Origin of the sequence: Thauera sp. WH-1, assembly GCF_047806685.1 — a bacterium.
Classification (GTDB): domain Bacteria; phylum Pseudomonadota; class Gammaproteobacteria; order Burkholderiales; family Rhodocyclaceae; genus Thauera.
Genome location: NZ_JBLQGP010000020.1, coordinates 58,600 through 85,110 on the forward strand (window position 1 = coordinate 58,600; position 26,511 = coordinate 85,110).

At 69.4% G+C, this 26,511-nt stretch carries 20 protein-coding genes, 3 tRNA genes and 1 pseudogene; 10 read left to right on the forward strand and 14 right to left on the reverse strand.

The features are described 5' to 3' along the window. Positions 1–23 precede the first annotated feature (23 nt). Positions 24–1,085 (reverse strand): TMAO reductase system periplasmic protein TorT, encoded by a 1,062-nt coding sequence (torT, locus tag ACMV5O_RS17295; protein WP_416164641.1) that lies wholly within the window; start codon positions 1,083–1,085, stop codon positions 24–26. A 185-nt stretch (positions 1,086–1,270) separates the two neighbouring features. Between torT and ACMV5O_RS17300 the strand changes: the two genes are divergently transcribed. Beyond that, on the forward strand, positions 1,271–4,225 hold the full coding sequence (locus ACMV5O_RS17300; RefSeq protein ID WP_416164642.1) for an ATP-binding protein: 2,955 nt from the start codon (positions 1,271–1,273) through the stop codon (positions 4,223–4,225). Here the strand turns inward: ACMV5O_RS17300 and ACMV5O_RS17305 are convergent. Next, positions 4,222–4,968 (reverse strand): response regulator, encoded by a 747-nt coding sequence (locus tag ACMV5O_RS17305; protein WP_416164643.1) that lies wholly within the window; start codon positions 4,966–4,968, stop codon positions 4,222–4,224. The two genes, ACMV5O_RS17300 and ACMV5O_RS17305, sit on opposite strands and share 4 nt — an antisense overlap. A 192-nt stretch (positions 4,969–5,160) precedes the next feature. Here ACMV5O_RS17305 and ACMV5O_RS17310 point away from each other — a divergent pair, with 192 nt between their 5' ends. Further along, on the forward strand, positions 5,161–6,906 hold the full coding sequence (locus tag ACMV5O_RS17310) for an arylsulfatase (RefSeq protein WP_416164644.1): 1,746 nt from the start codon (positions 5,161–5,163) through the stop codon (positions 6,904–6,906). Positions 6,907–6,910: 4 nt separating this feature from the next. Further along, positions 6,911–8,983 carry a multiheme c-type cytochrome gene (locus tag ACMV5O_RS17315; protein ID WP_416164645.1) on the forward strand — a complete coding sequence of 691 codons (2,073 nt, stop codon included), beginning with the start codon at positions 6,911–6,913 and terminating at the stop codon, positions 8,981–8,983. A 22-nt stretch (positions 8,984–9,005) separates the two neighbouring features. Here the strand turns inward: ACMV5O_RS17315 and ACMV5O_RS17320 are convergent, their stop codons facing one another. Beyond that, positions 9,006–9,824 carry a helix-turn-helix domain-containing protein gene (locus ACMV5O_RS17320; RefSeq protein ID WP_416164646.1) on the reverse strand — a complete coding sequence of 273 codons (819 nt, stop codon included), beginning with the start codon at positions 9,822–9,824 and terminating at the stop codon, positions 9,006–9,008. 158 nt (positions 9,825–9,982) lie between these two features. Between ACMV5O_RS17320 and ACMV5O_RS17325 the strand changes: the two genes are divergently transcribed. Further along, the gene (locus ACMV5O_RS17325; RefSeq protein ID WP_416164647.1) at positions 9,983–11,299 is read left to right on the forward strand and encodes an enoyl ACP reductase FabMG family protein; all 1,317 of its coding nucleotides are present in this window, start codon (positions 9,983–9,985) and stop codon (positions 11,297–11,299) included. 34 nt (positions 11,300–11,333) lie between these two features. Here the strand turns inward: ACMV5O_RS17325 and ACMV5O_RS17330 are convergent, their stop codons facing one another. The 3 genes from ACMV5O_RS17330 to ACMV5O_RS17340 form a co-directional block, all read right to left on the reverse strand. Next, on the reverse strand, positions 11,334–12,191 hold the full coding sequence (locus tag ACMV5O_RS17330; RefSeq protein ID WP_416164648.1) for an SIR2 family NAD-dependent protein deacylase: 858 nt from the start codon (positions 12,189–12,191) through the stop codon (positions 11,334–11,336). Between the two features lie 323 nt (positions 12,192–12,514). Further along, positions 12,515–13,447: a glutathione S-transferase family protein gene (locus ACMV5O_RS17335; RefSeq protein WP_416164649.1), complete on the reverse strand. Its 933-nt coding sequence runs from the start codon at positions 13,445–13,447 to the stop codon at positions 12,515–12,517. A 135-nt stretch (positions 13,448–13,582) separates the two neighbouring features. After that, positions 13,583–14,464 carry a LysR family transcriptional regulator gene (locus tag ACMV5O_RS17340; protein ID WP_416164650.1) on the reverse strand — a complete coding sequence of 294 codons (882 nt, stop codon included), beginning with the start codon at positions 14,462–14,464 and terminating at the stop codon, positions 13,583–13,585. A 157-nt stretch (positions 14,465–14,621) separates the two neighbouring features. On the opposite strand from ACMV5O_RS17340, the gene ACMV5O_RS17345 reads away from it, so the two are divergent. The 4 genes from ACMV5O_RS17345 (at position 14,622) to ACMV5O_RS17360 (ending at position 17,146) form a co-directional block, all read left to right on the forward strand. Beyond that, positions 14,622–15,074: a DoxX family protein gene (locus ACMV5O_RS17345; protein ID WP_416164651.1), complete on the forward strand. Its 453-nt coding sequence runs from the start codon at positions 14,622–14,624 to the stop codon at positions 15,072–15,074. 91 nt (positions 15,075–15,165) lie between these two features. Next, positions 15,166–15,993 (forward strand): DODA-type extradiol aromatic ring-opening family dioxygenase, encoded by an 828-nt coding sequence (locus ACMV5O_RS17350; RefSeq protein WP_416164652.1) that lies wholly within the window; start codon positions 15,166–15,168, stop codon positions 15,991–15,993. A 9-nt stretch (positions 15,994–16,002) separates the two neighbouring features. Beyond that, positions 16,003–16,434 carry a hypothetical protein gene (locus ACMV5O_RS17355; protein ID WP_416164653.1) on the forward strand — a complete coding sequence of 144 codons (432 nt, stop codon included), beginning with the start codon at positions 16,003–16,005 and terminating at the stop codon, positions 16,432–16,434. Positions 16,435–16,474: 40 nt separating this feature from the next. Next, entirely contained in the window at positions 16,475–17,146 is a 672-nt protein-coding gene (locus ACMV5O_RS17360; protein ID WP_416164654.1) for an SOS response-associated peptidase, read from the forward strand. A 152-nt stretch (positions 17,147–17,298) separates the two neighbouring features. On the opposite strand, the gene ACMV5O_RS17365 is transcribed toward ACMV5O_RS17360, so the two are convergent. The 6 genes from ACMV5O_RS17365 to ACMV5O_RS17390 form a co-directional block, all read right to left on the reverse strand. Continuing rightward, positions 17,299–17,374: transfer RNA gene (locus ACMV5O_RS17365), tRNA-His, on the reverse strand. Between the two features lie 43 nt (positions 17,375–17,417). Next, positions 17,418–17,494, reverse strand: a tRNA-Arg gene (locus ACMV5O_RS17370). 28 nt (positions 17,495–17,522) lie between these two features. Further along, a tRNA-Pro gene (locus ACMV5O_RS17375) sits at positions 17,523–17,599 on the reverse strand. Between the two features lie 57 nt (positions 17,600–17,656). Continuing rightward, positions 17,657–18,928: a hypothetical protein gene (locus tag ACMV5O_RS17380; protein WP_416164655.1), complete on the reverse strand. Its 1,272-nt coding sequence runs from the start codon at positions 18,926–18,928 to the stop codon at positions 17,657–17,659. Beyond that, positions 18,925–19,143 (reverse strand): DUF2249 domain-containing protein, encoded by a 219-nt coding sequence (locus ACMV5O_RS17385; protein WP_416164656.1) that lies wholly within the window; start codon positions 19,141–19,143, stop codon positions 18,925–18,927. The genes ACMV5O_RS17380 and ACMV5O_RS17385 overlap by 4 nt, the downstream gene beginning before the upstream one ends. After that, positions 19,140–19,595, reverse strand: coding sequence for a hemerythrin domain-containing protein (locus ACMV5O_RS17390; RefSeq protein WP_416164657.1), 456 nt, complete (start codon positions 19,593–19,595; stop codon positions 19,140–19,142). Before ACMV5O_RS17390 ends, ACMV5O_RS17385 begins: the two co-directional genes overlap by 4 nt. 220 nt (positions 19,596–19,815) lie before the next feature. On the opposite strand from ACMV5O_RS17390, the gene ACMV5O_RS17395 reads away from it, so the two are divergent. After that, positions 19,816–21,006: an MFS transporter gene (locus ACMV5O_RS17395; protein ID WP_416164658.1), complete on the forward strand. Its 1,191-nt coding sequence runs from the start codon at positions 19,816–19,818 to the stop codon at positions 21,004–21,006. Positions 21,007–21,027: 21 nt separating this feature from the next. On the opposite strand, the gene ACMV5O_RS17400 is transcribed toward ACMV5O_RS17395, so the two are convergent. Next, positions 21,028–22,266, reverse strand: a complete 1,239-nt coding sequence (locus ACMV5O_RS17400) for an NAD(P)/FAD-dependent oxidoreductase (protein WP_416164659.1) — start codon at positions 22,264–22,266, stop codon at positions 21,028–21,030. Positions 22,267–22,435: 169 nt separating this feature from the next. Between ACMV5O_RS17400 and ACMV5O_RS17405 the strand changes: the two genes are divergently transcribed. After that, positions 22,436–26,209, forward strand: a complete 3,774-nt coding sequence (locus tag ACMV5O_RS17405; RefSeq protein WP_416164660.1) for a DUF748 domain-containing protein — start codon at positions 22,436–22,438, stop codon at positions 26,207–26,209. A gap of 12 nt (positions 26,210–26,221) precedes the next feature. Here ACMV5O_RS17405 and ACMV5O_RS17410 read toward each other — a convergent pair. After that, a pseudogene (locus ACMV5O_RS17410) lies at positions 26,222–26,511 on the reverse strand (hypothetical protein); the annotation flags it as partial.

Below are 26,511 nucleotides of genomic sequence, written 5' to 3' on the forward strand. Positions count from 1 at the left end.
CAACCAGGGACGCCGGTGTCGGCCTACGGCCGGGCCGGCGTCCCTTGCGCTGGCGCCACCTCGTACACCGGCACGAAGCCGGCCGGCGGCAGCATCCAGTCGAGCGGGTAGTGGGCAAGCGCGTCGGCATCCACCCGCTCCACGCGCGGACCGAGATAGGGCTCGAGCGCGCGCCCCTCGAGGGCATGCAGGGCCTGGCGCACCGCAAGCCGCCCCTGCAGCACCGGAAAATCACTCACCGACACCTGGATGCGGCCCCGCACCAGGCCGCTATAGACCCCGGGCGTGACATACAAGGACACGATGCCGACGGCGTTCTCGCGGCCGCGCCGGCGCAGCTCCGCAATCGCCGCCTCGGCCATCGGCGCATTGCCCACCAGGTAGGCGAGCCCGGGATGGGCGTCGAGCACCTCCTCGACGAGCTGACGCTGGATCGAGCGCCCGGTGTCGCCGCCGCGCACGGTGGCGATGCGAACCGCGCTATCGGCGATCGCGGCGCGAAAACCGCGGTCGACGACGACGACCCAGTTTGCATCGAGCGGCCCGGGCAGCCAGGCCACGTTCACCGCTGCCGAGCCGGCCGGGTGGCGCTCGGCGAGCCAGCGCCCGATCTGCCAGCCGAGCTGGTACCAGGGCACACCGATCTTGGCGCGCACCGCCTCGGCGTCGATGTCATTGACCAGGCCGATCACCGGCCTTTGCGCGCGCTGGGGGGCGAGCAGGTCGTTGAGCCCGGCGAAACTGACCGTGCCGACCAGCAAGGCATCGGCTCGCTCACCGGTGAGGCACTCGGCTACGCGCTGGCGCTGGCGCTCGAGTGCTTCGTAGCCGGCGCCCTCGAGCACGCTCAGGCCCAGCCCGAGGGCGCGCGCCTCTTCTACCATGCCGAAGTTCACCGCCAGCCAGTAGCTGTCCTTGAGGTGGGGGTAGACGGCGCACAGCGTCCACGGGCGGGAGGCGCCGATGCGCGGCAGGCTCGGTGCCGGCTGGGCGGACGATGCGCCGGCGCGGCCATCGCCCGCCCAGCGCTCGAGGGGCCATTCGCTCGCGCTGGCGCTGCCCAGGGGCAGCAGCGCGGCGAACAATAGGGCGCCAAGCTGACGCCGAGCTGCGTTGCGCGCGCTGCTGCACCGGTAAGATGAAGCCATGTCTTTAGCGCTCACTGCGTGATGCGAGTTAACCGGGTCGTTGCGACGCGCCTGCGCAGCCTGGGTGCACGAATGCAGGACTATGCGAATGCAGGCATGGCGAGCCCGGAGTTCGACCTGAAATGGACGCCCAATCTTACGTGAAAGCCCCGTCCCGGCGACGATTCGGCCTGCGCGAGCGCCTCCTGCTCGGCCTGCTGCTGGGCGCGCTGGGCACGGTGCTGGTGGCAGTGGTCGGTTGGCTCAGCTTTCAGCGCGTCGTCGCCAGCCAGCAGGCGATCGTGCGCGACACGCTGCCGGCCGCCGATGCGCTGCACGAGACGGTGCGTGGCAATGCGCGCCTTGCCGCGCTCGCGCCGCGCCTCGGGCGGGCGGAGTCGCGCGCCGAGCTCGAGCAACTGCAGGCCGCGCTGGAGCAGGACTTGTCACTGGTGAGCGACCGCCTCGAACGCCTCGATTCGCCACACGTCGAGCCCGAACTGCGCGCCCGCCTGCAGACGACCGGCAACACGCTCGCCGAGCGCTTGCGCACGATGGCGGACACCGTCGGCGCGCGCCTGCTGCTGCGCGACGCCAGCCTGGAAGAGGGTAGGCGGCTGCGAGCGCAGGTTGACGCGCTCGATGCGCTCGCGCGTACCCAGTCCGACAACGCCACCGCGCTGCTGGTGGCGACGCTCACGACCCTGCTGCAGGGCGAGCCCTTGGCTGCGCTGCCCATGGCGGAAGATCGCCTGCAGGCGCGCGACCGTCTGCTCGATCTCGACCTCGACACGCTCGAGCGCATGCACGAGCTCGGTCTTGCCGCGCGTGCGCTCGGTGCGCTGCTCGACCGCCTCGACGAACTCGACGGCGAGGACCGCCTGCAGGTGGCGCGTGCCGACTTCGGCGCGCATCTGTCCTTGCTCGCGCGGCGCCTGCGCGACATCGCCGATCCCGGCGGGCGGGCGCAGGGCGCCGAGCTGCACGCCGCGCTCGGGTCCGCCTTGGCGCCGGTGGGTGTCTTTGCGCAGCGCAGCCAGGAGATCGCCCTGCGCGCGAGTGCAGAAGCCTTGCAGACCGAGATCGGCACCCTCACCACCGAGCTCGATGCGCTCGCCGGCGAGCTGATCCATCGCGGTGGCCGCATCCTCGCCGCGGCCGGTCTCGCCGCCGAGCGCAGCGCCAGCTCGGGGCTGGTGGCCTTTGGCGCCATCGGCGGCGCGCTGCTGCTGGTGACCGCGCTCGTCATCATCCACGTGCTGCGCCGCCACACCCTGGGCCGCCTCGTCGCGCTCGAGGAGGCGACGCTGGCGCTCGCGGGCGGCAAGCGCGACGTGCGCATCGACACCGCGGGCGACGATGAGATCGCCTCGCTGTCACGTGCGCTCGAGCGCTTTCGCAACGATGCCATCGAGCGCGATCGCCTGGCCCAGGCGCTGCGTGAGCAGCAGCAGGCGCTGGAACGCCAGGTCGCCGAACGCACCGCCGAGTTGCGCGACAGCAACGCCGCGCTCGCCACCGAAATGGCCGAGCATGCCGCGGCACGCAGCGCGGCCGAGGGCGCCGACCGCGCCAAGACGGCCTTCCTCGGCACCGTCAGCCACGAGTTGCGCACGCCGATGGCGGGCATCCTCGGCCTGCTCGAGCTGCTCGAGGACAGCGCCTTGCAGCCCGAGCAGCGCCAATACACCGCGCAGATCCGCGCCGCCGCCCTGCTGCTGCTCGAACTGCTGGAAGACATGCTCGACTTCGCCCGCATCGAGGCCGGTGGGGTGCATGTCGAGCACGCCGCCTTCAGCCTGCGCGACACGGTCAACGACGTGTTCGCGGTGCAGGGCGCGCGCGCGGCGGCGCGCGGCCTCGCCCTCGTTGCCGACGTCGGTGCGGACGTGCCCGACGCCCTGGTGGGTGACCGGCGCAAGCTCAGCCAGATCCTGCTCAATCTGATCGGCAATGCGATCAAGTTCAGCGATGAGGGCGCGGTGACGGTGCGGATCGTGCCGGGCGCGCAGCCCGGACGCCTGCGCTTCGAGGTCGAGGATCACGGCATCGGCATCGAGGCGGCGCGCCAGCGCGAGGTCTTCGAGCCCTTCGTGCAGGTGCGCGACAGTGGCCGTCACCATGCGGGCACCGGCCTCGGGCTGGCCGTGTGCAAGCGGCTGGTGGAGGCCATGGGCGGCGAGATCGCGCTGCGCAGCGCGCCGGGGCAGGGGACGACGGTGGGCTTCGAGCTGGCCTTCGAACAGGGCGAGGCTGTCCCGGTGCCCGCGTCGGCCAAGGACGAGGCTGCGCTGCAGTCGCGCCACGTGGTGCTGGTGGTCGAGGACGACGCCGTCAATCGCATGGTCGTTGAGCGCTTCCTGCACATGCTGGGGCAGACCCCGGTCTGTGTCGGCGATATCCAGTCGGCGCTGGCGGCGACCGAATCGACCGCGTTTGCGCTCGCGCTCATCGACATGAACCTGCCCGACGGCGACGGCCGCGAGCTGCTCGCACGGCTGCGCGAGCAGCCTCGCACGCAGCACCTGCGCGCCGTGCTGATGTCTGCCCACGTGCCGGCGCAGCAGGTGCAGGCCTTGCTCGAGGCGGGCTTTGTCGCCTTTCTGTCCAAGCCTTTCACGCGCGCGCAGTTGCGTGCCCTGCTCGTCGAACAGCTCGAAGGCGGCGCAGCCTCCGTGTTGCAGCCCGGCGCAGGCGAGGGCCTGGCGCCGGCACCCGAACCGGCGAGCGCCCAGGGGAACTGGGTCAGCCTGGACTTTCTGCGGGGCGAGCAGGCAGCGCTCGGCGATGGGGTGCTGACGCAGATCGCCGAGGTCTTCGTGACCCAGGGCGACGCCCTCCTGGCCGCGCTGGGGAGCGCGGCCGCGGCGGGCGATGGCGATGGCTGCGCGCAGCTCGCGCACAAGCTGCGCGGCGCCGCCTTCAACCTCGGCCTCGAACGCCTGGGCACGCTGGCGGCCGAGCTGGAGCGCGACCTGCGTGCGGGCGCGTGTTCGGCAGCGCTCGTCAGCCGCGCGCACGCGCTCGAGGAGAACTACCGCGAGACGCTCATCCGGCTGCGCGCCGCGCTGGCCGACATCAGCGGGGCAGGGCGCTAGCCCGGGTCGTGGCCACCGCGGGCCACATCGACCGCGAGGCGGTAGCCTTCGCCACGGACGGTGGTGATCAGGGAGTCGGGCTGGGCGGCGTCGTCGATCTTGGCGCGCAGGCGACGGACCAGGACATCGACCGTGCGGTCTTGGGGATTCCAGTCGTGGCCGCTGATCGCACGCGACAGCCGGTCGCGACTGATGACCTCGTTCGGGTGGCGCACCAGCAGGGCAAGGGCCTCGAACTCGCCGCGCGTGAGTGCCACCTCGCGTCCGCACGCATCCCACAGCCGGCGCCGGGGCAGGTCCAGGCTCCAGCCTGCGAAGCGGAAGGCGGTGTCGCTGCCGCTGTCGGCGCGCGATTCGCCGCTGCGCCGCAACAGGCTCTTCACCCGTGCCAGCAGCTCGCGAGGATTGAAGGGCTTGGTGACGTAGTCGTCCGCGCCCACCTCGAGGCCGACGATCTTGTCCACATCGTCGCTGCGGCTCGTGACGAGGATGATCCCGATCGCCCCGTCGCGTGCCCGCAGCTCGCGCGCGAGCGACAGCCCGTCCTGCCCGGGCAGGTTGATGTCGAGCAGCACCAGATCGACCCGATGTCGCTCCAGCGTCTTCCAGAAGCCCTCGCCGTCGCCGGCCAGCAGCACACGGTAGCCTTCCTGCGAAAAGTAGGCGTTGAGCCGGGCCTGGGCGACGAGGTCGTCATCGACCACCAGCAGGCTGGGCATGGTCGTGTCACGTGTGGGCTGCATGGATCGGCCTTCGAACGTCGAGCGGCGATTCTAGCGGCGATCGCCCGCAGGGGGTAAGCGCGGCGAAGGCGGCAAGGATCCGCTGAATGCGTTCCATGGCGTGGAACGAATTGAGCTTCGGCGCCGGTTCTCGAGATTTTTATTAAATTAATAGAACCTGTGAGAAACAGGCTTTATCCAAGGAGACAGAAAATGAGAGCAGCCCTTGCGTCGCTCCTGATTCCGGTGGCCTCGCTCGCCCTCGGCATGCAGGCCAGCCACGCCGCCCCTGCGGCCAAGCAGGACAGGCCCAACATCTTGCTGATCATGGCCGACGATCTCGGCTACACCGACATCGGCAGCTTCGGCAGCGAGATCGCGACCCCGAACCTGGACAAGCTCGCCGATACCGGGGCGAAGATGACCCAGTTCTACGTTTCCCCCTTCTGCTCGCCCACGCGGGCGATGCTGATGTCGGGCAGCGACAACCATCTGATCGGCTTCGGCGACATGGCCGAGCTGATGCTGCCGGAGCAGCGCGGCAAGCCCGGTTACGAGGGCTACCTCAACGAGCGCGTGGTGCCGGTGGCGCAGGTGCTCAAGGACGCCGGCTATCGCACCCTGATGACCGGCAAGTGGCACCTCGGCGTGCCCGAGGAATTCAGCCCGGCGACGCGCGGCTTCGAGCAGTCCTATGCGCTCGTGCACGGCGGCTCCAGCCACTGGAGCGACCAGGCGGGCATTGTCGCCGTCGATCCGGACAAGCCGCCCAAGGCGATCTACCGCGAGAACGGTGCCGCAGTCGATGTCCCGGCGGACTTCTTCTCGTCGGACTTCTTCACCACCCGGCTGATCGAGTACATCGACAGCGGCAAGGATTCGGGCAAGCCCTTCTTCGCCTATCTGGCGTTCACCGCGCCGCACTGGCCCTTGCATGCGCACGAGGCCGACATCGCGAAGTACGCCGACCGCTACAAGGCCGGTTATGACGCCTTGCGCAAGGAGCGGCTCGAGCGCATGAAGCGGCTCGGCCTAGTCGCGGCCGACACGCCGGTATTCGAGGGCCACCCCTTCTGGCCGAAGTGGGAAAGCCTGACGCCGGCCGAGCAGGCCTCGGAAGCGAAGCGGATGGCGGTGTACGCGGCGATGGTCGACAACATGGACCAGAACATCGGCCGCATGCTCGATTACCTGCGCCAGAGCGGCCAGCTCGACAATACCTTCGTCTTCTTCCTGTCGGACAACGGCGCCGACGGCAACTCGGTGTACGACGTCGCCCGCACCCGCGAGTGGATCCACAAGGACTTCGACAACAGCACCGAGCACATCGGCAAGTCCGGCTCCTACGCGGAGTACGGGCCGGGCTGGGCCCAGGTCGGGTCGACGCCGTTCAGGATGTACAAGTCCTTCATGTACGAGGGCGGCATCGCCGTGCCGGCGATCGCGTGGGGGCCGGGCGTGCAGGGTGGCACGGTCAAGCCGGCGCTCGCCCATGTGATGGACATCGCGCCCACCCTCTACGAGCTGGCTGGCACCCGCCACCCCGGCACGGCGTACAAGGGCAAGCCGGTGCTGCCGCTGCGCGGTGCCTCGATGCTGCCGTATCTGAAGGGCGCCGAGCCCGCCGTGCATGACGACTCGCACGCGATCGGCTGGGAACTCGGTGGCCGCAAGGCGCTGCGCAAGGGCGACTGGAAGCTCGTGTTCGCCAACACGCCATGGGGCACGGGCGACTGGGAGCTCTACAATGTGGCCGAGGATCGCACCGAAAGCCGCAACCTGGCCGCCGACAATCCGCAGAAGCTCGGTGAGATGCTGGTCGCGTGGCGGGACTACGTGGCCGAGACCGGGGTGCTGGAGATCCCGAACCTTGCCAACCGCCCCGGCTACAGCAACGGCGCGCGTTACTACGAGGACCTGAAGTACGAGGCCACGCTGCAAGCGCGTACCCCGAGGTAAGACGATGAGCCTGCCTGCGTTCGTGATCGGCCTGCTGCTGGCCTGGCAGTTCCTGCTGCCCGTCAGTGCGGCCGCCGCCAGCGAGGCCGATGCCGGCCCGCGGGCGGCCAGCCGGCCCGATCACGTCGCCGACAGCGAATGCCTGGCCTGCCATGAGGAGCAGGCCAGGCTGTGGCAAACATCGAAGCACAGCCGCGCGATGCAGCCGGCAACGGCCGACAGCGTGCTGGGCGACTTCGGCGGCGTGCGCTTTTCCAGTGGCGGCGAGTCGGTGCATTTCTTCAAGCGCGGCGAACGTTACTTCGTCGCCACGCAGGACAGTGGCGGCGCGCTGGCCGAGTTTCCCGTCACCCACACCTTCGGCGTCCATCCGCTGCAGCAGGTCCTGCTGCCGCTGCCCGGCGGGCGCTTGCAGGCGCTCAGCGTGGCGTGGGATACGCGACGCGGACAGTGGTTCTCGCTCTACCCTGGGGGCGGCTTCGAGCCCGGAAGCACGCTGCACTGGACGGGGCGCTACCAGAACTGGAACCTGATGTGCGGCGAGTGCCACACCACCGCCTACCGCAAGGGCTACGACGACGAGGCCGATCGCTACGCGACCACCTGGGCCGAGCACAACGTCGGCTGCCAGGCCTGTCATGGCGGCGGGCGTGCCCACGCCGAAAGCGCCCGCAGTCAGGCGCCGGGCGGCGACGGACGCCCGACGCTGACCGCGAACCGGCGGCTGGGCGCGGCGCATCAGCAGGTCGACCAGTGCGCCGCCTGTCACGCGCGGCGCACCCGGCTGGTCGAGGAGGCGGCCCCCGGGCTCGAGCTGCTCGACCAGTTCATGCCAGACAACTTGCGCGCGGAGCTCTATCACGCCGATGGCCAGCAGCTCGACGAGGTCTTCGAGTACGGCTCCTATCGCCAGAGTCGGATGTACGCGGCGGGCGTGGCGTGCACGGATTGCCACGAGATCCACAGCGGCCGGCCGCGGGCCGAAGGCAATGCGCTATGCACCGCCTGCCACAATTCCAGCCCGGATCGCGTGCGCTTTCCCGGCCTGAAGGCCGTCGACTACGACAGCGACGCCCACCACTTTCACAGCCCGGGCAAGGCCGGCAGCGAGTGCGTCGATTGCCACATGCCCAGCCGCAACTACATGGTCGTGCATGGCCGCCGCGATCATGCGATCCGGGTTCCGCGCCCCGACCTGACGGCACGCATCGGCGTCCCGAATGCCTGTCAGGACTGCCATGGCGAGCGCTCCGCCGAATGGGCCGCCGCCGCCATCGAGCGCCACCTCGGTGCGCGCCCGCGCGAGGTCCATTACGGCGAGGTGCTGGCGGCCTTCCGTGCCGGCGCGCCGGGTGCCAGCGACAGGCTGGCGGCGCTTGCCACCGATCCTGCCCAGCCTGCGATCGTTCGCGCCACGGCACTCGAGAGCCTCGCCCAGGCGGGCAGCCATGCGGTGCCGCCGGCCTCGCTGCAGGATCCGGATCCGGTGGTGCGCGCCACGGCCGCCGCGGCCTTGGGCACGCGCCCGCTGGACGAGCGCCGTGCGCACCTGCCCGCCTTGCTGTCGGACCCCCAGCGCGCGGTGCGCATTGCCGCCGCGCGGGGGCTGGCCGATGTCGGCGAGACGGGGCTCGAGCCCGCCCGGCGGCCGCTGCTGGGCGCCGGGCTCGATGACTTCGTCGCCGCGCAGGCGGCGATGGCGGACATGCCGAGTGCGCAGTTGAACCTCGCTAGCCTGGCGCTGGTGCGCCAGGACCCCGCCCGCGCCGAGCGCCATTATCGCCGCGCCCTGCAGCGCGATCCGGCGCTGCAGGCGGGGCGCCTGGGCCTGGCCACCTTGCTCGCGGGCACGCAGCGCGAGGCCGAGGCGGAACAGGTGCTGCGCGCCGGCCTGGCCAGCGCGGGCAACGCGGGCGAACTCCACTTTGCCCTCGGCCTGCTCGCCGGCCAGCGCCAGCGCTGGGAAGAGGCCGCGCGCGAGCTGCGTGCCGCCGCGGCGCTGCTTCCGCACAACGCGCGCGTACGGCGCAATCTCGATGCGGTCGAGGCCTATCTCGCCCAGCGTCAGCGTCGCTGATGCCCGGCGACGGCGATCGTGTTCAGGATGAGCGGGTGGCGTCGAAGGCTTGCGCGATCCTTGCCGCCGTTGCCTGCAGGTCATGCAGATGGGCTTCGACGATCTTCGCGCGCAGGTCATAGCGGCGCGGCCACACCAGGTTGATCGCCGCATGCACGCCGGCCGAGCAGGCGACCGGGACGGCGATGGCGTCCAGTCCGTCGTCGAAGCCCTCCATCGGCAACTCGGAGCCGCCGAAGGCGCTGTCGCGCACCGCATAACCGCGCTCGCGGGTCTGGTGCAGGATGTCGTCAATCTCGTTGCGAAAGACGGCGGCGCTGCGTGCGTTGACGGGCGGCGCCGCCTCGAAGTGGGCAAACTCGGCCTCGCGCTCGGCCTGGGTGCAGAAGGCCAGCCAGGCGCGGCCGGGGGCGGAGAGAAACAGATCGACGCGATAGCCGACGTGGTAGCGTGGATTGAGGGCCAGGCCGGACAGGCGGCGGGAGCTCTCCGCAAGCTCCATCGCGTGGTCGCGATGGACGAGCAGGTCGGACGGCCACAAGGCGCTTCGCTGCAATGCGACCAGGTGCGGCGCCGCGACTTCGACCAGGCGGCCGTAAGCCGTCGAGTTGCCGGTCGGGGGCGCCCAGTCGGCGGTGTGGCGCCAGTGGCCGTCGTAGATCGAGCGCCAGGCGAGGCCGCCCTGTTCGAGCGTATGCAGGATGCGCAGCAGCGTCGGCTTGGGCAGCCCGGTTGCACTGTGGAGGGCGCGCAGGCTGGCGACTTTGAGCGCGCCCAAGGCCCGCAGCACCTTGATGCCGCGTTCGAGGGCCCTGATCGATTGTGTGCCGTCCGTTGTCATCGCGCGCCTGTTGAGGACTGATGATCGAAGAGTAGCGCAGGATGCGCAGCGCCCCCAGCGCCATGGCTGGGCGCAACAAGCATGGGGTTGCCGCGGCAGACTCGGTAGAATCGCGGAACACTTTCTTGGACCAGACAGAGGCCCTGCCTCGAAACGATATGAACAAGCCCACTCCCCTGACCCAACTTCCGCAAGACGCCCTTTTTCGCGCGGGTGACGTGTTCGTGCTCTTCGGTGAGCTGTTCGGCCGCGGTTACGCCAGCGGCCTTGTCAACGAGGCGCGTGCGGCGGGCATGCAGATCGTGGGCATCACCGTCGGCCGGCGCGACGACAACAACGCGCTGCGTCCGCTCAACGACGAGGAGCTGGCGGCGGCCGAGGCCAACCTCGGCGGCCGGGTCATCAACGTGCCGCTGATGGCCGGCTTCGACCTCGACGCACCGGCGGGCGAGCCCACACCCACCGAGCTGCTCAACGCGCTGACGCTCAAGACCTGGGAGCAGGACAAGCTCGACTGGGCGCACATCGAAAAGTGCCGTGCCATCGGTACCGAGCGCTTCCGCAAGGGCGTGGCCGAGGTCATGGCCCAGCTCGAGGGCCTGATCGGCGCGGGGCGCAATGTCTTCTTCGCCCACACCATGGCCGGTGGCATCCCCAAGGCCAAGGTCTTCATGGTGATCGCCAACCGCATCTACAAGGGCCGCGGCGACCGCTTCATGTCCTCGCAGACGCTGCTCGACAGCGATCTGGGCAAGCTCATCCTGCAGAACTTCGACGAAGTGTCGGCCAATACCTTCCAGCACCTGATCGAGGGCAGCGCCGCGCTGCGCGCCCGCGTCGAGGCGGGCGGCGGCGAGGTGCGCTACACCGCCTACGGCTACCACGGCACCGAGATCCTCATCGACGGCCGCTACCAGTGGCAGACCTACACCAACTACACCCAGGGCTACGCCAAGATGCGGCTCGAGCGCATCGCCCGGGCGGCGTGGGAGCAGGGCATCAAGGCCACGGTCTACAACTGCCCCGAGATCCGCACCAACTCCACCGACGTGTTCGCCGGTGTCGAGCTGCCGCTGATCGCGCTGCTCGAGGCACTGAAGAAGGAGGGCGGCGGCGCCTGGGCGGAGTCGCAGTGGCAGGCCTGCCGCGAACTGCTGGCCGAGGGCGTCACGCTGGAAGACGTGCTCAAGAAGGTGGCGGACTTCCAGAGCAGCGCGGTGATGCAGCGCTATCGCGACTTCGCCGCCTGGCCGATGCCCAACAGCCCCGAGCAGGCCGATCTGCAGATCGGCACGTCCGAGGACATCGTGCAGATGCACAAGGACCGCAAGGCGCTGATCACCGACCTGCTCAGCACGCTGGTGCTGGAAGCCACCGGCGCGCTGATCTTCCGCGCGTCGTCGGCGCCGACCGGCCCGGTGCTGTGGCTCAACCACGACATCGTGGCGCGGCAACTGAATCAGCTGCACGCCTGAGCCAGCACGGGGCGGCCGGGTCGCCTACGGGCGCCTACGGGCTGCGAGCAGCCCTGATCAGCGCCCGTTCGATGCCGCTGAGGGCCTCGGCGCCGGTCATTGGCAGCGAGACACCACGATCGGTCGCGGTCTTCGCCTCGGTGGGGTTGATCCGGATCAGCGGGGCATGCTGCTCCTCGCCGAACAGGCGCACCGAAGGGATGGCCGTCCCCGCGCCGATCTCGATCACCAGCAGCCGCTCGACAGGCCTGCGCCAGGCGTCGAAGCGCGACCACTGCATGCGGGTTCGCTCCTCGATCCAGCCGTCGTCGTTGAACATCAGGATGTTGGGCCGCGCCAGTGCGCCGCAGTGCGGGCAACGCGGCGCCTCATCGAGCAGCTCGCACGCGTCGTCATCGACCGCGGGCACGAAGCCGTCGGCGGACCAGATGGTGTCGCGGCAGGGCATCAGGCATTGCAGATGGTGAATCGAACCGTGGCATTCGACGATGCGCTCGGGGTCGAAGCCGGCACGCTGAAACTGCCCGTCCACGTTCGAGGTGAAGACGAAAAGGCCTGCCGGCAGGCGTCGCCCGATCGCGCTCAGGATCGCGAAGCCGGGGCCGGGAAGGGTGCGACGGTAGAGCGCGAGCCGGTGCCCGTAAAAACCCCAGGCGAGCCTTGGCCGGGCGTGGAAAGCGTGCGGCGAGGCAATCTCCGCGAATGACATGCGCGCGCGCCCAAGGGCGGGATAGGCGCGCCACATGCCTTCATTACCCCGAAAGTCCGGCAGGCCGGAATCGACTCCGAGCCCGGCGCCGGCGGTGACGAGCAGCCCATCGGCCTGGCTGATCAGCCGCGCGCAACGGGCGAAACGGTCTTCGAGCTCAAGCGGGGAGGGGGGTGATGACATGGAAGCGGGCTTTCAAGCGGGGTGGTCAAGCTTCGGTCGGTGGTGAGCGGCGCTCGGGGCGGTGACGGTGCCGCCATAGGCGAGGTCGGCGCGGCCGACGCGTGGGGCAGGGTCTGCGCCTGCGCGAGGCCTTGGACGCGGCGCCGGAAGGCTTCGAATTTACTCCTTGCGACAATGCCGCGCCAATGCAATGCCGGTGCCAGGAGGAGGCGCAGGTTTTCGGTCAGCCGCCAAGGGAGCGGCAGGGGCAGGATGCTCGATGACTGAGCACACTGTCCCGCGCGGCACCGGTCCGGTTTGTCGCTGCGCCGCGCTCCGGTTGCTCACAGATAGTCGAGGGCTGGCCCGGCCGGCACGATCCCGCTCGGGTTCAGCGCCCGGATCGAGTAATACCCGGCCTTGATGTGGTCTGGCCGCACGCTGCGGGCGAACGCCGGCAGCGCCAGCAAGCGGCGCAGATAGGCCATCACGTTCGCATAGGCCGACAGTGGTCGCAGATTGCACTTGAAGAGCCCGTGGTACGCGAGGTCGAAGCGGATCAGCGTGACGAAGGCGCGGATGTCGGTCTCGGTGAGCTGTTCGCCGACAAGCCAGTGGGCCTTTGCGAGTCGGCTGTCCATCCAGGCAAGGCAGTCGAAAACACGCCCGACGGCCTCGTCGTACGCGGCCTGGGTGGTGGCGAATCCGGCCTGATAGACGCCGTTGTTGAAGTCCGCGTAGAGGCGCGTGTTGGCGGCCTCGATCGCGTCGACCCATGCGGCCGGTCGCAGCGCAACCGGGTTGTGGGCGAGGGCGCCGAAATCGCCGTCGAGGATCTGCACGATGTCCGCCGATTCGTTATTCACGATGGTGGCGCGCGATCGGTCCCACAGCACGGGCACGGTCGCGCGTCCCGTGTAGGTCGGGTCCGCGCGGGTGTAGAGCGCGTGGAGGTGGCGCGCGCCGTTGAGGTCGTCGAGGTCGGTGCCGAGTTGCCCGGTGAAGGCCCAGCCCTGCTCGGTGAGGCGCGGGTCGACGACACGGATGTCGATCGCATGCTCCAGCCCTTTGAGCCGTAGCGCGATCAGGGCGCGGCACGCCCAGGGGCAGATGTAGGCCATGTACAGCACGTAGCGTCCGGCCTCCGGGGTGAAACCCTCGGGGCTGTCCGCGCCGATACGATGCCGAAAGCCGGAGTCCTGGCGGATGAACCGACCCTCGTCGTCACTCGCCTGCACCGGCTGCCACCTTTCCATCCAACGTCCGTTGACCAGCATGATTGATTCGCTCCTCGTCGATTGATCGGTCTCACGCTGCTGGGCACGATATTCGTGTGCTCACCTCGGATAAAGAGGGGGTGCATGGATGGACTGTTCCAGCGACTGAAACGAAAGAGGCTCGGTGCGGCTGTTTCACCAGCCCGGAGGCGGCGTGGCGAAGCGTTCGGCAAGGAAATCGATCAAGGCACGCACCTTGGGCGGAACAAACTTGCGCGTGGGATAGAGGGCATAGATGCCGAGCTCGATCGAGCGGTATTCAGGCATCAGTTCAATCAGCGTACCGGCGGCCAGGTCGTCGGCGACCAGGAAGCCGGGCTGCAGGATCACCCCCTGGTCGGCGAGCGCCATCGCACGGCAGGTGTCGCCGCTGTTGGAATGTACGCGGGGCCGGGTGCGCACGCTCGTGCGCCCGTCCGGCCCCTCGAACTGCCACTCGTCGCCGCCTGACCAGTAGCTGTAGGCGATGACCGTGTGTTCGGCGAGATCGGCAGGCTTGCGCGGCATGCCATGGGCCGCCAGATAGCCGGGCGAGGCGCACAACACGATGCGGGTGCGGGCGAGCTGCCGGCATACGAGGGTGGAGCTGGGCAGCGCGGCGATCCGGATCGCCGCATCGAAACCTTCCTCGACGAGGTCGACGGTGCGGTCGGACAGGGTCAGCTCGAGCCGCACCTGTGGATGAAGGTCGCGGAAGGCGCCCCACAGCGGTGCGAGGTGGCGGATGCCGAAAGTGACCGGCGCATTGATGCGCAGCAGGCCGCGCGCCGTGCCGCTGCGCGCGTGCAGCTCGGCCTCGGCCTCCTCCAGTCCGGCGAGCAGTTCGCGACTGTGCGCATAAAAACGCTCGCCATCCTCGGTCAGTGACAGGCGGCGGGTGGTGCGGTGGAGCAGGCGGACGCCGAGCCTTGTCTCGAGCTCGGCCACATAGCGCGAGGTGGCGGCTTTGGACAGCCCGAGCGCATCCGCGGCGCCCACGAAGCTGCCGGCATCGACCACTGCACAGAAAGTCTGCATTTCGACGAATCGGTCCATTGTCGCAATTATTGGAACAGTATTTCGCGTGGACGCTTGTTTATCTCAATCAGCGCGGGCCGTAAAGTGCCCTCCATGGTCAGCGCATCGCACGAGACGCTGAACCAAAACACGATAACGACCCAAACGGAGAATGATCATGACCCATCCCCTCATCCAGCGCTTCCTTTCCACCAATGCCGGCTGGGGCGCGCTCGCCCTGCGCATCCCGGTCGGCATCATCTTCGCTGCCCATGGGGCGCAGAAACTCTTCGGCTGGTTCGGCGGTCACGGCCTGGAAGGCACGGGCCAGTGGATGGCCTCGATCGGCCTGGCGCCCGGCTACCTGATGGCCTTGCTCGCCGGCAGCGCAGAGTTCTTTGGCGGCCTGGCGCTGATCATCGGCCTGCTGGTGCGGCCCGCGGCGGCGGTGCTCGCGATCGCGATGCTGGTGGCGATCTTCAGCGTGCATATCGGCAACGGGCTGTTCATGAGCAACAACGGCTACGAATTCGGCCTGGCGCTGCTGGCGGTTTCGGTGTCGCTGATGTTGAGCGGCGCGGGACGGGCGTCGATCGACGCGGCGTTGAGCGGCAGCGCGACCAAGGCCTGAGCGTCGGCTTGAAGGCCCGGGCCGGTCGCTGGACCGGCTCGACCGCAACCCCCTCGGCACAGGGCAGCGCCGGTCGTTTTGGAGAATTCAGATGCAAGCACTTCCTACTCTGTTCGTTTCGCACGGCGCGCCCACGTTCGCGCTCGACCCTGGCTTCGCTGGCGCGAATCTCGCCGCGCTCGGCCGCCGGCTGCCGCGCCCGCAGGCGGTGCTGGTGGTGTCGCCGCACTGGATGACGCGCCAGCCGCAGGCCACCCTGTCGCTGCGGCCAGAGACGATCCACGATTTCGGCGGCTTCGATCCCGCGCTGTACACGCTGCAGTACCCCGCCGAGGGTGCGCATCTGGCCGCGCGCCGCGCGCTCGAACTGCTGCAGGCGGCGGGCCTGTCCGCGACGCCCAATGCCGATCGCGGCCTCGACCACGGTGCCTGGGTGCCGCTGATGCACCTGTACCCGAAGGCCGACGTGCCGGTATTCCAGGTTTCGCTGCCGGCGTGGCTGGATGCCGATGGCGCCTACGAGTACGGTCGCGTGCTGGCGCCGCTGGCGGCTGAGGGCGTGCTGATCGTGGGGTCGGGCAGCCTCACCCACAACCTGTACGAGTTCCGCCTCGGCGATCCGCGTGCCGAAGCCTATGCGGCGGAGTTCGCGCATTGGGTGCGAGACGCGGTGCTGGCGGGTGACCACGAACGCTTGCGCCGAGCGCTGGCGATTGCGCCGCACGCACGTCGGGCTCACCCTACCGCCGAGCATTACCTGCCGCTGCTGGTGGCCGCCGGCGCGGCGGCGCAGCCCCTGCCCGCCAGCGTCGTCGAAGGCGGCATCGTGCATGGCGTGCTGTCGATGGATTCCTTCGTCTTCCGTGCCGACCTCGCCCTGGGGCAGGACGCCGCCGAGAAAACCGCCTTACCCAACTGAGGCCCGACCATGTCCGATCAAGACCTTATCGTTCAACAAGCGTCCGTTCCCGCCAGACGCCTGATCCTGCTGTTCCACGGCGTGGGCGCGCAGCCCCGGGACCTCGTGCCGCTGGGCCGCATCCTCGCCGAAGCGGACCCCGCCGCCTGGGTGGTGAGCGTGCGCTCGCCCGAACCCTGCGACCTCGGCAGCGGCTGGCAATGGTTCTCGGTGCGGGGCGTGACCGAGGACAGCCGCCCGGCGCGTATCGCCGAGGCCATGCCCCTGTTCGCGCACACCGTACGCGACTGGCAGGCACGGGCCGCTGTGGATGCGGCCGGCACCACGCTGATCGGCTTCTCGCAGGGGGCGATCATGGCACTCGAATCCACGCAACTGCCCGAGGCCGTGGCCGGGCGCGTGATCTCGCTCGCCGCCCGGGTGAAGGCCTTGGCCGCCTGATCCGGGGCGCACCACTGAGATAGTCGGGGAGAAAGCGCTCATGTGCGGTCGCTATGCGCTCTATGGTCCGATCTCGCGCCTGCGCGAGGCCTTCGATGCCGAGCCCGAAGGCGTCGACTTCGAGCCGCGCTGGAACGCGGCGCCGATGCAGTGGCTGCCGGTGGTGCGCCAGCGGCCGAGCGGCGAGCGGGTGATCCATCGGCTGCGCTGGGGGCTGGTGCCCTCGTGGGCGAAGGATGAGGCGATCGCCACCAGGCTCATCAATGCGCGCGGCGAATCGGTCGCGGAGAAGCCGTCCTTCCGGGCGGCGTTCCGCCGCCGGCGCTGCATCGTGCCGGCAAACGGTTTCTACGAGTGGCAGCAGATCGCCGGCGGCAAGCAGCCGTTCTACATCCACCCGGTCGAGGGCCAGTTCTTCGCGCTGGCCGGACTGTGGGAGCGCTGGATCCGCCCGGCCGACGGCGAGGCACTCGACACCTTCACGATTGTGACCACCGCATCCAACGCGGCGATGCGGCCGCTGCACGATCGGATGCCGGTGATCCTGGCGGCGGGCGATCACCAGGGCTGGCTGGCCGGGGGGACGCCAGCCGATCAGGTGCAAGCCATGATCAGGCCGTGCCCCGAGGCCTCGCTCGCGCTGTACCCGGTGGGCAAGGCGGTCGGCAACGTCAGGAACGAGGGGGCGGGGCTGATCCAGCCGCTCGCGTAGCAAGCCGAGCGGCAGCCTCGGTGCACTTCGAGTGACGAAGGCGAAGTGTCCAAAAACGAAAAACCCACCGCTTGGGGTGGGTTCGTCGGCTTACTATGTGCTTACCGTGACTTTTCGCGCATCGCAGAATCGGCGCTAAGTCCTTGAGTTTTTGGGGCGACATACCGGTTTCGAACCGGTGACCTTTGGAGCCACAATCCAACGCTCTACCAACTGAGCTAATGCCGCCACTACCGGACCCCGGCAACGCCGAAGCCCTTGAAACCTGTCCTGGCCTGCCCGGCAGGGATCGAACCTGCAACCCCCGGCTTAGAAGGCCGGTGCTCTATCCAATTGAGCTACGGGCAGAATCCCGCGGGCATTTCAGGGTGTGAGCTGGTCGGGGTGGAGGGATTCGAACCCCCGACATCTTGCTCCCAAAGCAAGCGCGCTACCGGACTGCGCTACACCCCGAGAGCCGCGAACTATACAGAGTCCTTTTCGGCTCGTCAAACGTATTTGAAGCGCCCTTCAGGCTTGCCCAGCGCGATGCCATGCAAGTACCGCGCGCGACAGATTGATGAGCAGCCAGGCGAACTCGGCGGCTACCAGCAAACCGGCCAGCGGGGTCAACACCGGCACGAGGACGGCGGCGACGAGGGCGGCAAGCGCAATGCCATGCAGGCGCAACTGCAGGCGTGCGGGACGGTCGGGCAACAGCTTCTTCATGTTGGGCGCACGCACGCCGGCTTGCGTGAGGTTGAGCCAGGCGAGGAAGGGCACGATCTTGTACAGCATGGCGCTGATCGCGCCGGCAAAGGTGCCGTGCAGGATCAGCACGCCGGCGAGCACGGGCCACTGCGCGGCGTCGTGCAGCGTGGCCAACAGCAGCGCGACCAGGCTGGCCAGCAGACTCAGCATCGCCAGGCGGAATGCGCGGAAGGGCGCGTCGGGCGTGCTGCGTCGGGTGCGGCGCTGCAGACCGAGGGTCTGGGCAGCGAACGCCCCCGCGCACACCAGCAGGGCGGTGCCGAACAGCATCACGCCCCAGCCCAGCCCGACGCTCAGGCTCAGCGACCACAGCACCAGGGCGACGAGGGTGGCCGGGGCCCAGTAGCGCGTAAAGGCGGCGGGGTAGGCGGGCGTGATCTGGAACATCGGCACCACCACCCAGCTCGTCGCCGCGAGCAGCAGGCCGCCCCAGCCCATCCACGCCCACACGGCATGCAGGTCGACTAGGGTGGGCAAGGCCAGGGGCAAGCTGATGCCACGCCCGATCACGAAGGCCAGCAGCAGACCGAGGCCGGTGGCGATGGCCAGCGCCGAGAGGGCGAGGCGCAGGTCGCGCGGCGTGCGGCTCGCGCCCTGCGCCGGGGCGGCTCTGGCAAGCCCGATCACGCTGGCGAGCAGGAAGATGCCCAGCCCGCCGACCAGCAGCGCGCCGCCGGCGACGATGGCCAGCGGCTGTCCGAGGCCGAGGCCTATGGCGAGACTGGCGGCGCCCAGGCCGAGCACAACATGGGTGAGGCCGGCAGTGCGCAGCGGTGCCGGAACGCTCGCGCCAGCGACCACCGGCAGGATCTGCAACAGCGCGCCAAGCATGGCCTGCAGCATGAAGCCCGCGGCAAACAGATGGACGAGGGCGAGGGCGCCTGGCGTCCATCGCGACACCAGCAACTCGCCATCCGCAAGGAGCACCAAGCCCGCCGCCAGGCCGAAGAGCGGCGCGGTGAGGAAGAAACGTAGCGGTGCCGAAAGCGGAGGGGTGTCGTGGTAGGCGAGGCCGGGGTTGGCGCCGCTCATGGTCGTCCAATGAGGATCTCGACCGCGCCGTCTTCGCGGAAGCGTGCGTCGTGGCGGTAGCCGTCGCGATCGAGCATGCGCAGCAGGGGCTGCGGCATGCGGTCGAGCAGCAGGGTGAATTCGCCGCCGGGCGGCAAGTCGGCAATGGCCTCCATGGCGCGCTCGAAAGGCTCGGGGGGCTCGAGGCCGCGGGCGTCTACGGTCCGGGTATTCATGCTGTCAGCTTCCTGTTCAAGCGCAGTGCCAGGGTGTTGACGATCTCCTCGCGCTGCGCGCCGAGGCGGGTGTCGCACATCGGGTAGAGGATGTTCTCTTCCCTCATGTTGTGCTGCTGCATCATGATCAGCAGCGTCTCCGCTTCGCCGGCAAATTCATCCGCATCCCTGCGTTCGAGTGCCGAGCTCATCCGGTCCAGCGTGGCGCGCATCTCGACGTGCTCGCCGCGCATGACTTCGGTCGGACCCTGAGTCATTCCGGTGGCCGCCTCGAAGCGTGGAAACAGCTCCTGCTCCTCGGCCCGAAAGTGGGATTCGAGACTGGCGGCGAAGCAGTTCAGAGCCTCGGTCGCAGCCGGCCAGTCACCCTTTGCGGCGAGCGTCTCGGCGCGGGCGAAGTCGTGGTCGCAACTGCGATGGTCATGCGTCATCAGTTCGGCGATCGAGGTCATGGTGCGCTCCGGCGGTGGGTATGCGCATTCTCCGCAGCGCGTGCGCGACGGCATTGATAAGAGTCAAGTCGACGAATTCGGTGATGTTGTGCCAGTCCTCGGCATGCACCGCAACATTGGCGTCGAGCGCGCGCAAGCAGGCACAATGCCAGCTTGATTTTCTACGGGGATGCGGGCGATGCATGCGAGCGCGGCGCCCAGCGCGTGGGGCAGGATCTTTGTGCCCTTTGCCCTGGGTTACTACCTTTCCTACCTGCTGCGCACGGTCAACGCGGTGATCTCGCCCGCGCTGACCGAGGAACTCGGCCTGTCGGCAGCCCACCTCGGCTTGCTCACCAGTGCCTATTTCCTTGCCTTCGGCCTGGCGCAGATTCCGGTAGGCATGGCGCTCGACCGCTTCGGGCCGCGTCGGGTCGAGGCGGCCTTGTTGCTGGTGACCGCGCTGGGCGCCGTGCTGTTTGCGCTCGGTGATTCGCTGCCAGCGCTCGGCTTCGCGCGCGCCCTCATCGGCCTGGGCGTGTCCGCCTGCCTGATGGCGGCGCTGAAGGGCTTCGCGCTGTGGTATCCGCCCGAGCGCCAGAGCTCGATGACCGGCTTCATCATGGCCGCCGGTGCCCTCGGCGCACTCACCGCGAGCGCACCGCTGGAGGCGGCCTTGCCCTTCATCGGCTGGCGCGGCGCCTTCTGGCTGGTGGCGGCGTTGGCGCTGATTGCCTCCGTGCAGATCTACCGCTCGCTGCCCGATGCGCTGGCGAGCGGGCCGCGCGGCAGCATCGGTGGGGCCCTGCGCGTGGTGGCGGGGATCTACGTGGCGCCCGCCTTCCTGCGCTTCGCCGCGTCGGCGGCCTTCTTCGTCGGCGGCTTCATGGCCTTGCAGAGCCTGTGGGCGGTGCCCTGGCTGATGCACGTGAACAACTTCGATCTCGCCGGCGCGGCGCGCATGCTGGTGGTGCTCAATCTCGGCAGCCTGGTGGGGCAGTTGTCGATCGGCCTGCTCGGCGTGGGGCTGGCACGGCGCGGCATTCGCGCCCTGGCCCTGCTGCGCTGGGGCTACGTCTGCCTGCTGCTGGCGCAGCTCGCGATTTTGTGGTCGCTGGCGCCGCCGATCCTGCTGTGGTTCGTCTATGGCCTGTTCTCGGCGGTCAATTCGCAGACCTATCTGGCCGCCTCGCGCGCCTTCCCGCCCGCGCTGTTCGGCCGCGTGAGCACGGCGATCAACCTGATGGCGTTTGCCGGCGCCTTCTTCGTGCAGTGGGGGCTCGGCGTCGCGCTCGATCTGCTGCAGGCGCAGGGGTACGCGATGGCCAGCGCCTTGTGGCTCAGCTTTGCCGGCCTGATTGCGCTGCAGCTCATCGGTTTCCTGCCCTTGCTGAAGGCCAGGGATGCGGCGCCCAGCGCAGCGCCGCGCTAGCCCCGGCGCCGGCGGGCGGATTCAGACCGCCTGCCCGCAGGCAACTCCCGAGGACCAGGCCCACTGGAAGTTGTAGCCGCCGAGGTGGCCGGTCACGTCCACCACCTCACCGATGAAGTACAGGCCGGACAGCGTGCGTGCCTCCAGGGTCTTCGACGACAGCTGACGGGTGTCCACGCCGCCCAGCGTGACCTCGGCCTTGGCATAGCCCTGGGTTCCGGAGGGCGCCAGCGCCCAGGACGACAGCGCCGCCGCGATGCTGCGCAGCTCGGCATGGCGGTACTGGTTGAGCGGTCGCGTCCAGCCATGGAGCTCGCACCAGGCGTGGGCAAAGCGCCGCGGCAGGTGGGCGGCGAGCAGATTGGCGAGCAGGCCGCGGTCCTGGGCGTGGGCGAGCAGCCAGGCTTCGGCATCGACGCCGGGCAGCAGGTCGATGCTGACCGGCGCCCACTCGCCGTCCTCGTAGGCCTGTTGCTGCCAGTAGCTCGAGACCTGCAGGATCGACGGACCGGACAGGCCGCGATGGGTGACGAGCGCAGCCTCGCGAAACACCGGGCCGCGGCACTGTGCCTCGACCTCGAGCGAGATGCCCGATAGGGGCGCGATCAGGGCCAGGGTCTCGGGCGGCAGGGTCAGGGGCACGAGGGCCGGCCGTGGTGGGACCACGGCCAGGCCGAACTGCTCGGCCACTCGGTAGCCGAAAGGCGTGGCGCCGATCTTGGGGATGGCCAGGCCGCCCGTGGCGATCACCAGGCTGTGTGCGGCGAAGCGGCCCTGATCGGTTTCAATGACGAAGCGCTCGGCCGCATCGGCCGTGCGCTCGATGCCGTGCACCTGCGCCGGCATGGCCCACTCGACGCCCCCGTCCTCGCATTCGGCGCGCAGCATGTCGATGATCTGTTGCGCGGAGTCATCACAAAAAAGCTGGCCCCAGCTCCTTTCGTGAAAATCGATGCCGTGGCGGGCCACGAGATCGATAAAATCGCCGGCCGTGTAGCGCGACAGGGCGGAGCGCACGAAGTGCGGGTTGCGGCTCAGGTAGTTGTCGGCGCCGACGCGGCGGTTGGTGAAGTTGCACCGTCCGCCGCCGGAGATACGGATCTTCTCGGCGAGCCGGGTGGCGTGGTCAATCAGCAGCACGCTGCGGCCGCGCTGGCCGGCGGTAGCGGCGCACATCATGCCAGCGGCACCCGCGCCGATGATGACGACATCGAAGCTGCGCCGGCTGGGGCTGCAGACGGGCGTGCGTTCGAGCCTCACGTCCTTACCTGTGGATGGAAAGCGGCGCAGAATACGCCTTGTTCCCGGAGCCGGCAATGCGCGCTGCCGCGGCCAATTCAGTCGCATGGCGGCAGGGCCGGACGCGGTCCGGGCCCGACTCCGCACGGCTACGCCCATCCAAAAACAATACTTCCTGCTGGAGCACCTCATGCCTGACACCACCACCGAATCGAACCCGGCTGCACGCAGCGGGCGCGGGCGGCGCAAGGTGTTGTGGATCGGCGCCACGCTGCTCGCGCTGGCCGCCATCGTCTACCTCGCCGCGCCGCCGCTGGCGCGGCACTACACCGAAAAGCTGCTCGGCGAGACGCTCGGACGGGAGGTCGCCGTCGACCGCGTGCTGATCAACCCCTTCCGCCTCACCGCCGAGGTGGGCGGGCTCAGCATCAAGGAGGCCGATGGGGGTGGCGAGGCGCTGGCTTTCGAGACACTGCGCGCCAACCTCGAACTCGAATCCCTCGTGCGCGGCGGCATCGTGCTGCACGAGCTGGCGCTCATCGCGCCGCGCCTGCGGCTCGAGGTCGACGCCGCCGGCCGGCACAACTGGGCCGACGTCGCCGAGCGGCTTGCCGCCCTGGGTGGTGCCGAGGCCGATGCCGATGCCGATGCCGATGCCGCCCCCTTGCTGTTCTCGATCGGCAACATCCGCATCAGTAACGGCCACGTCACCGTCGCGGACAAGGCGCGTGGCCTGACGCACGAACTCAGCGACATCGGTCTGGGCGTGCCCTTTGTCTCCAATCTGCCGGTGCGGGTGGATGTCTTCGTTCAGCCTTCGCTGTCGGCCAGCCTGAATGGCCAGCCGCTGCTGCTGAATGCGCGCACCAAGCCCTTTGCCGAATCGCAGGAGACCATCCTCGACGTCGCGCTCAAGCAGTTCGACCTCGCACCCTGGCTCGCCTACCTGCCGATGGAGGCACGCTTCCGGCTGCCGTCCGCACTGCTGACCACCAATCTCGAGCTGTCCTTCAGCCAGCCGTCCGACGGACCGCCGGTGTTCGCACTGCGCGGCCCGCTGCAGATCGACGAGCTGGTGCTGCAGGATCGCGATGGCGCCCAGGTCGCCCGCATTGCCGAGGCCGAGCTGGAGTTTGCCGACGTGCAGCCGCTGATCGGGCGCTGGCACTTCACTCGCCTGCGGCTGGCGCAGCCCGAGATCGATGTCATCCGCCTCGAGAATGGCGGCCTCAATCTGCTCGACCTGTTGCCGCCCGCAGGCGGGAGCGCGCAGGGTCCAGCCGGGCATGGGGCTCCGCCAGCGGCGGCGGGCGCGGAGGGGCAGGGTGGTCAGGCGGGGGATGCCGCAACGCCGCCCGCGGCGGCCAGCCCGGACCTCCTGCTCGCGCTCATGCGCGTGCGTGACGGCGTGGTCCGTTTCGAGGACCGCAGCGTGGCCGGGCCTTTCCGCACCCGCATCGAGGCCATCAACCTCGATGTGCGCGACCTGGCCACCATCGGTGAGATCCCCGCCGAGATCCGCCTCGACTACGTGACCGACGCCGGCGAGAAGTTCGTGCACGAGGACCGTCTGCGGCTGCAGCCCTTCGAGTTTGCCGGCCACCTGCAGTTCGAGGCGCTGCAGCTCGCACGCTATGCCCCCTATGTGGCGGCCGCCGTGCCCGGTGGCGAGCTGCGTGCGGGCAGCCTGGGCGGCAGCGCGAGCTACCGCCTGGTGCTGGCGGACGACGGCACGCCGCTCATCGACCTCAGGACCGAGACCCTGGCCCTGCGCGACTTCGCCTTCGCGATCAAGGGCGCCAAGGAGCCGGCCGTGCGCGTGCCCGAGCTCGACGTGCGCGACGCCGTGATCGACCTGCGCGGGCGCAGCCTCAAGCTCGCCGCACTCGACGTGAAGGGGGCGGCGGTGTCGGCCGTGCGCCTCAGGAATGGCGACCTGGACCTGGTGAAGGCGCTGGTGCCGACGCCCGCCCGACCGCCCGCCCGCGCGCCGGCGAAGGCAGCCGCCGAGCCCGACTGGGTGCTGAGCGTGGACAAGCTTGCCGTCAGCGCCACCGCGCTGCGGCTCGAGGACCGCAGCGTGGCGCGGCCGGTGGTGACCACGGTCGACGACATCGACTTCCAGCTCGAGGGCTTCTCGACGGCGAAGGGCAACACCAGCCAGATCAAGCTCGACGCCCGTCTCAACAAGCGCGGCCGGGTCGCGGTGTCCGGACCGCTGAGCCTGGAACCGCTGAAAGCCGAGCTGCGCCTCGACCTGCGCAGCGTCGATCTGCTGCCGGTTCAACCCTATGTGCTGGCGCAGACCAAGATCGCGATCTCGCGCGGCAACCTGACCACCCAGGGCCGGCTCAACCTGCAGACGGACCGCCGCGGCCGCTTGCTCGCCAGCTTCCGGGGCGATGTCGGGGTGGCCAACTTCGCCTCGGTCGATCGCCTCAACGCCACCGATTTCGTGCGCTGGCGCACCCTGCGGGTGGGTGGCATCAATGCGCGGCTGGAGCCGTTTTCGCTCGCGATCCAGCGCGTCGCGCTCGACGACTTCTACACCCGCCTGATCCTCGACGAGGAGGGTCGCCTCAACCTGCGCGAGATCGGTGGGGCCGGCGGTGGGGGCGCCGGTGCGGGCACGGGCGGCAGTCAGGGCGGGCCGCGCACAGCGGCCGCCCCCCCCGCCGCGGCTGCCAGCGCTGCGATCGCCGGCGAGGGCCTGCCGGCCGCGCCGGCGGTGGGCGAGGGCGAGGGGCGGCGCAGCGTGGAGCTCGCGCCGCCGGCCGCGCCGCCGCCGCCGATCCGCATCGACCGCATCGAGCTCAAGCGCGGCAACGTCGCCTTCAGCGACCGCTTCATCCGCCCCAACTACGATGCCAACCTCACCGAGCTGGCGGGCGAGCTGGCCGGCCTGTCGACCGCGCCCGACACGATTGCCCGCCTGGCGCTGAGCGGCAAGGTGGACCACAGCGCGCCGCTCAGCATCACCGGCGAACTCAACCCCTTCCGCCAGGACGCCCACCTCGACATCCTCGCCACGGTGAAGGACTTCGAGCTCACCGGGCTGTCGAGCTATTCGGGCAAATACGTCGGCTACGGCATCGCCCGCGGCAAGCTGTCGGCCGAGCTCAACTACAAGATCGAGGAGCGCAAGCTGACTGCGACCAACCAGATCTTTCTCGATCAGCTCACCTTCGGTGACAAGGTCGATAGCCCGGATGCGGTGAATCTGCCGGTGCAGCTTGCGGTGTCGCTGCTCAAGAACAGCCGCGGCGAGATCGACCTGCGGCTGCCGGTGAGCGGCACGCTCGACGATCCCGAGTTCAGCATCTTCGGTCTGGTGCTGAAAATGTTCTTCAACCTCATCGGCAAGGCCATCACCTCGCCGTTCGCCCTGCTCGGTTCGGCGCTCGGTGGCGGCGAGGAGCTGTCCCAGCTCGAGCTCGCCCCCGGCAGTGCGCGCATCGGCGAGGCGCAGGAGGCGCGCCTGAGCGCGCTCGCCCAGGCCTTGATCGATCGCCCGGCGCTACGCCTGGACGTCACCGGCCGCGCCGACCCCGCGGTCGATGTCGATGGCTTGCGCCAGCAGGGGCTGGATCGGGCGCTGCGGGCGCAGAAGCTCAAGGCGATGATTGCTGCCGGCGAGGAGGCGCCCTCGCTGGAGGAGGTCGAGATCGGTGCCGAGGAGTACCCCGAGTTGCTCAGGAAGGCCTATCGCGAGGCTGACTTCAAGAAACCGCGCAACCTCATCGGCCTGGTCAAGGATCTGCCGGTGCCCGAGATGGAAGCCTTGATGCGCGCCAGCGTCAAGGTCGGCGACGAGGAGCTGCGCGGCCTCGCCCAGCAGCGCGCGCAGGCGGTGCGGGCGTGGCTGGCGGCAGAAGGGCAGGTGCCGGGCGAGCGCGTGTTCGTGCTCGAGCCCAAGGTGGAGCCGGCCGGCGAGGCGGGCCAGGTGCAGTTCGGGCTGCGCTGACCCGGCGCGGGCTCAGCGCAGCTTGATGATCGGCTCGCCGACGTTGAGGTTGCCGACGCCGTCCTGGCCCTGGATCATGATCTTGCCGACTGGATGCTCGGGCTTGCACGGCGCCAGGCGGCGGCCGGCGACTTCCATCCTGGCCTCGGTGACGCCGTCGAGCGCCGGGGAGTAGGTGGTCGTCAGCTCGCCGTGGTAGTTGTACTGGAAGTCGCCGGTGAAGCGCCCCTCGATGCGCGCGCTGCTGCCCTTGACCGTGCACTCGGCGGTGTAATACCGGTAGTGCGCGTCCTGGCGCCAGG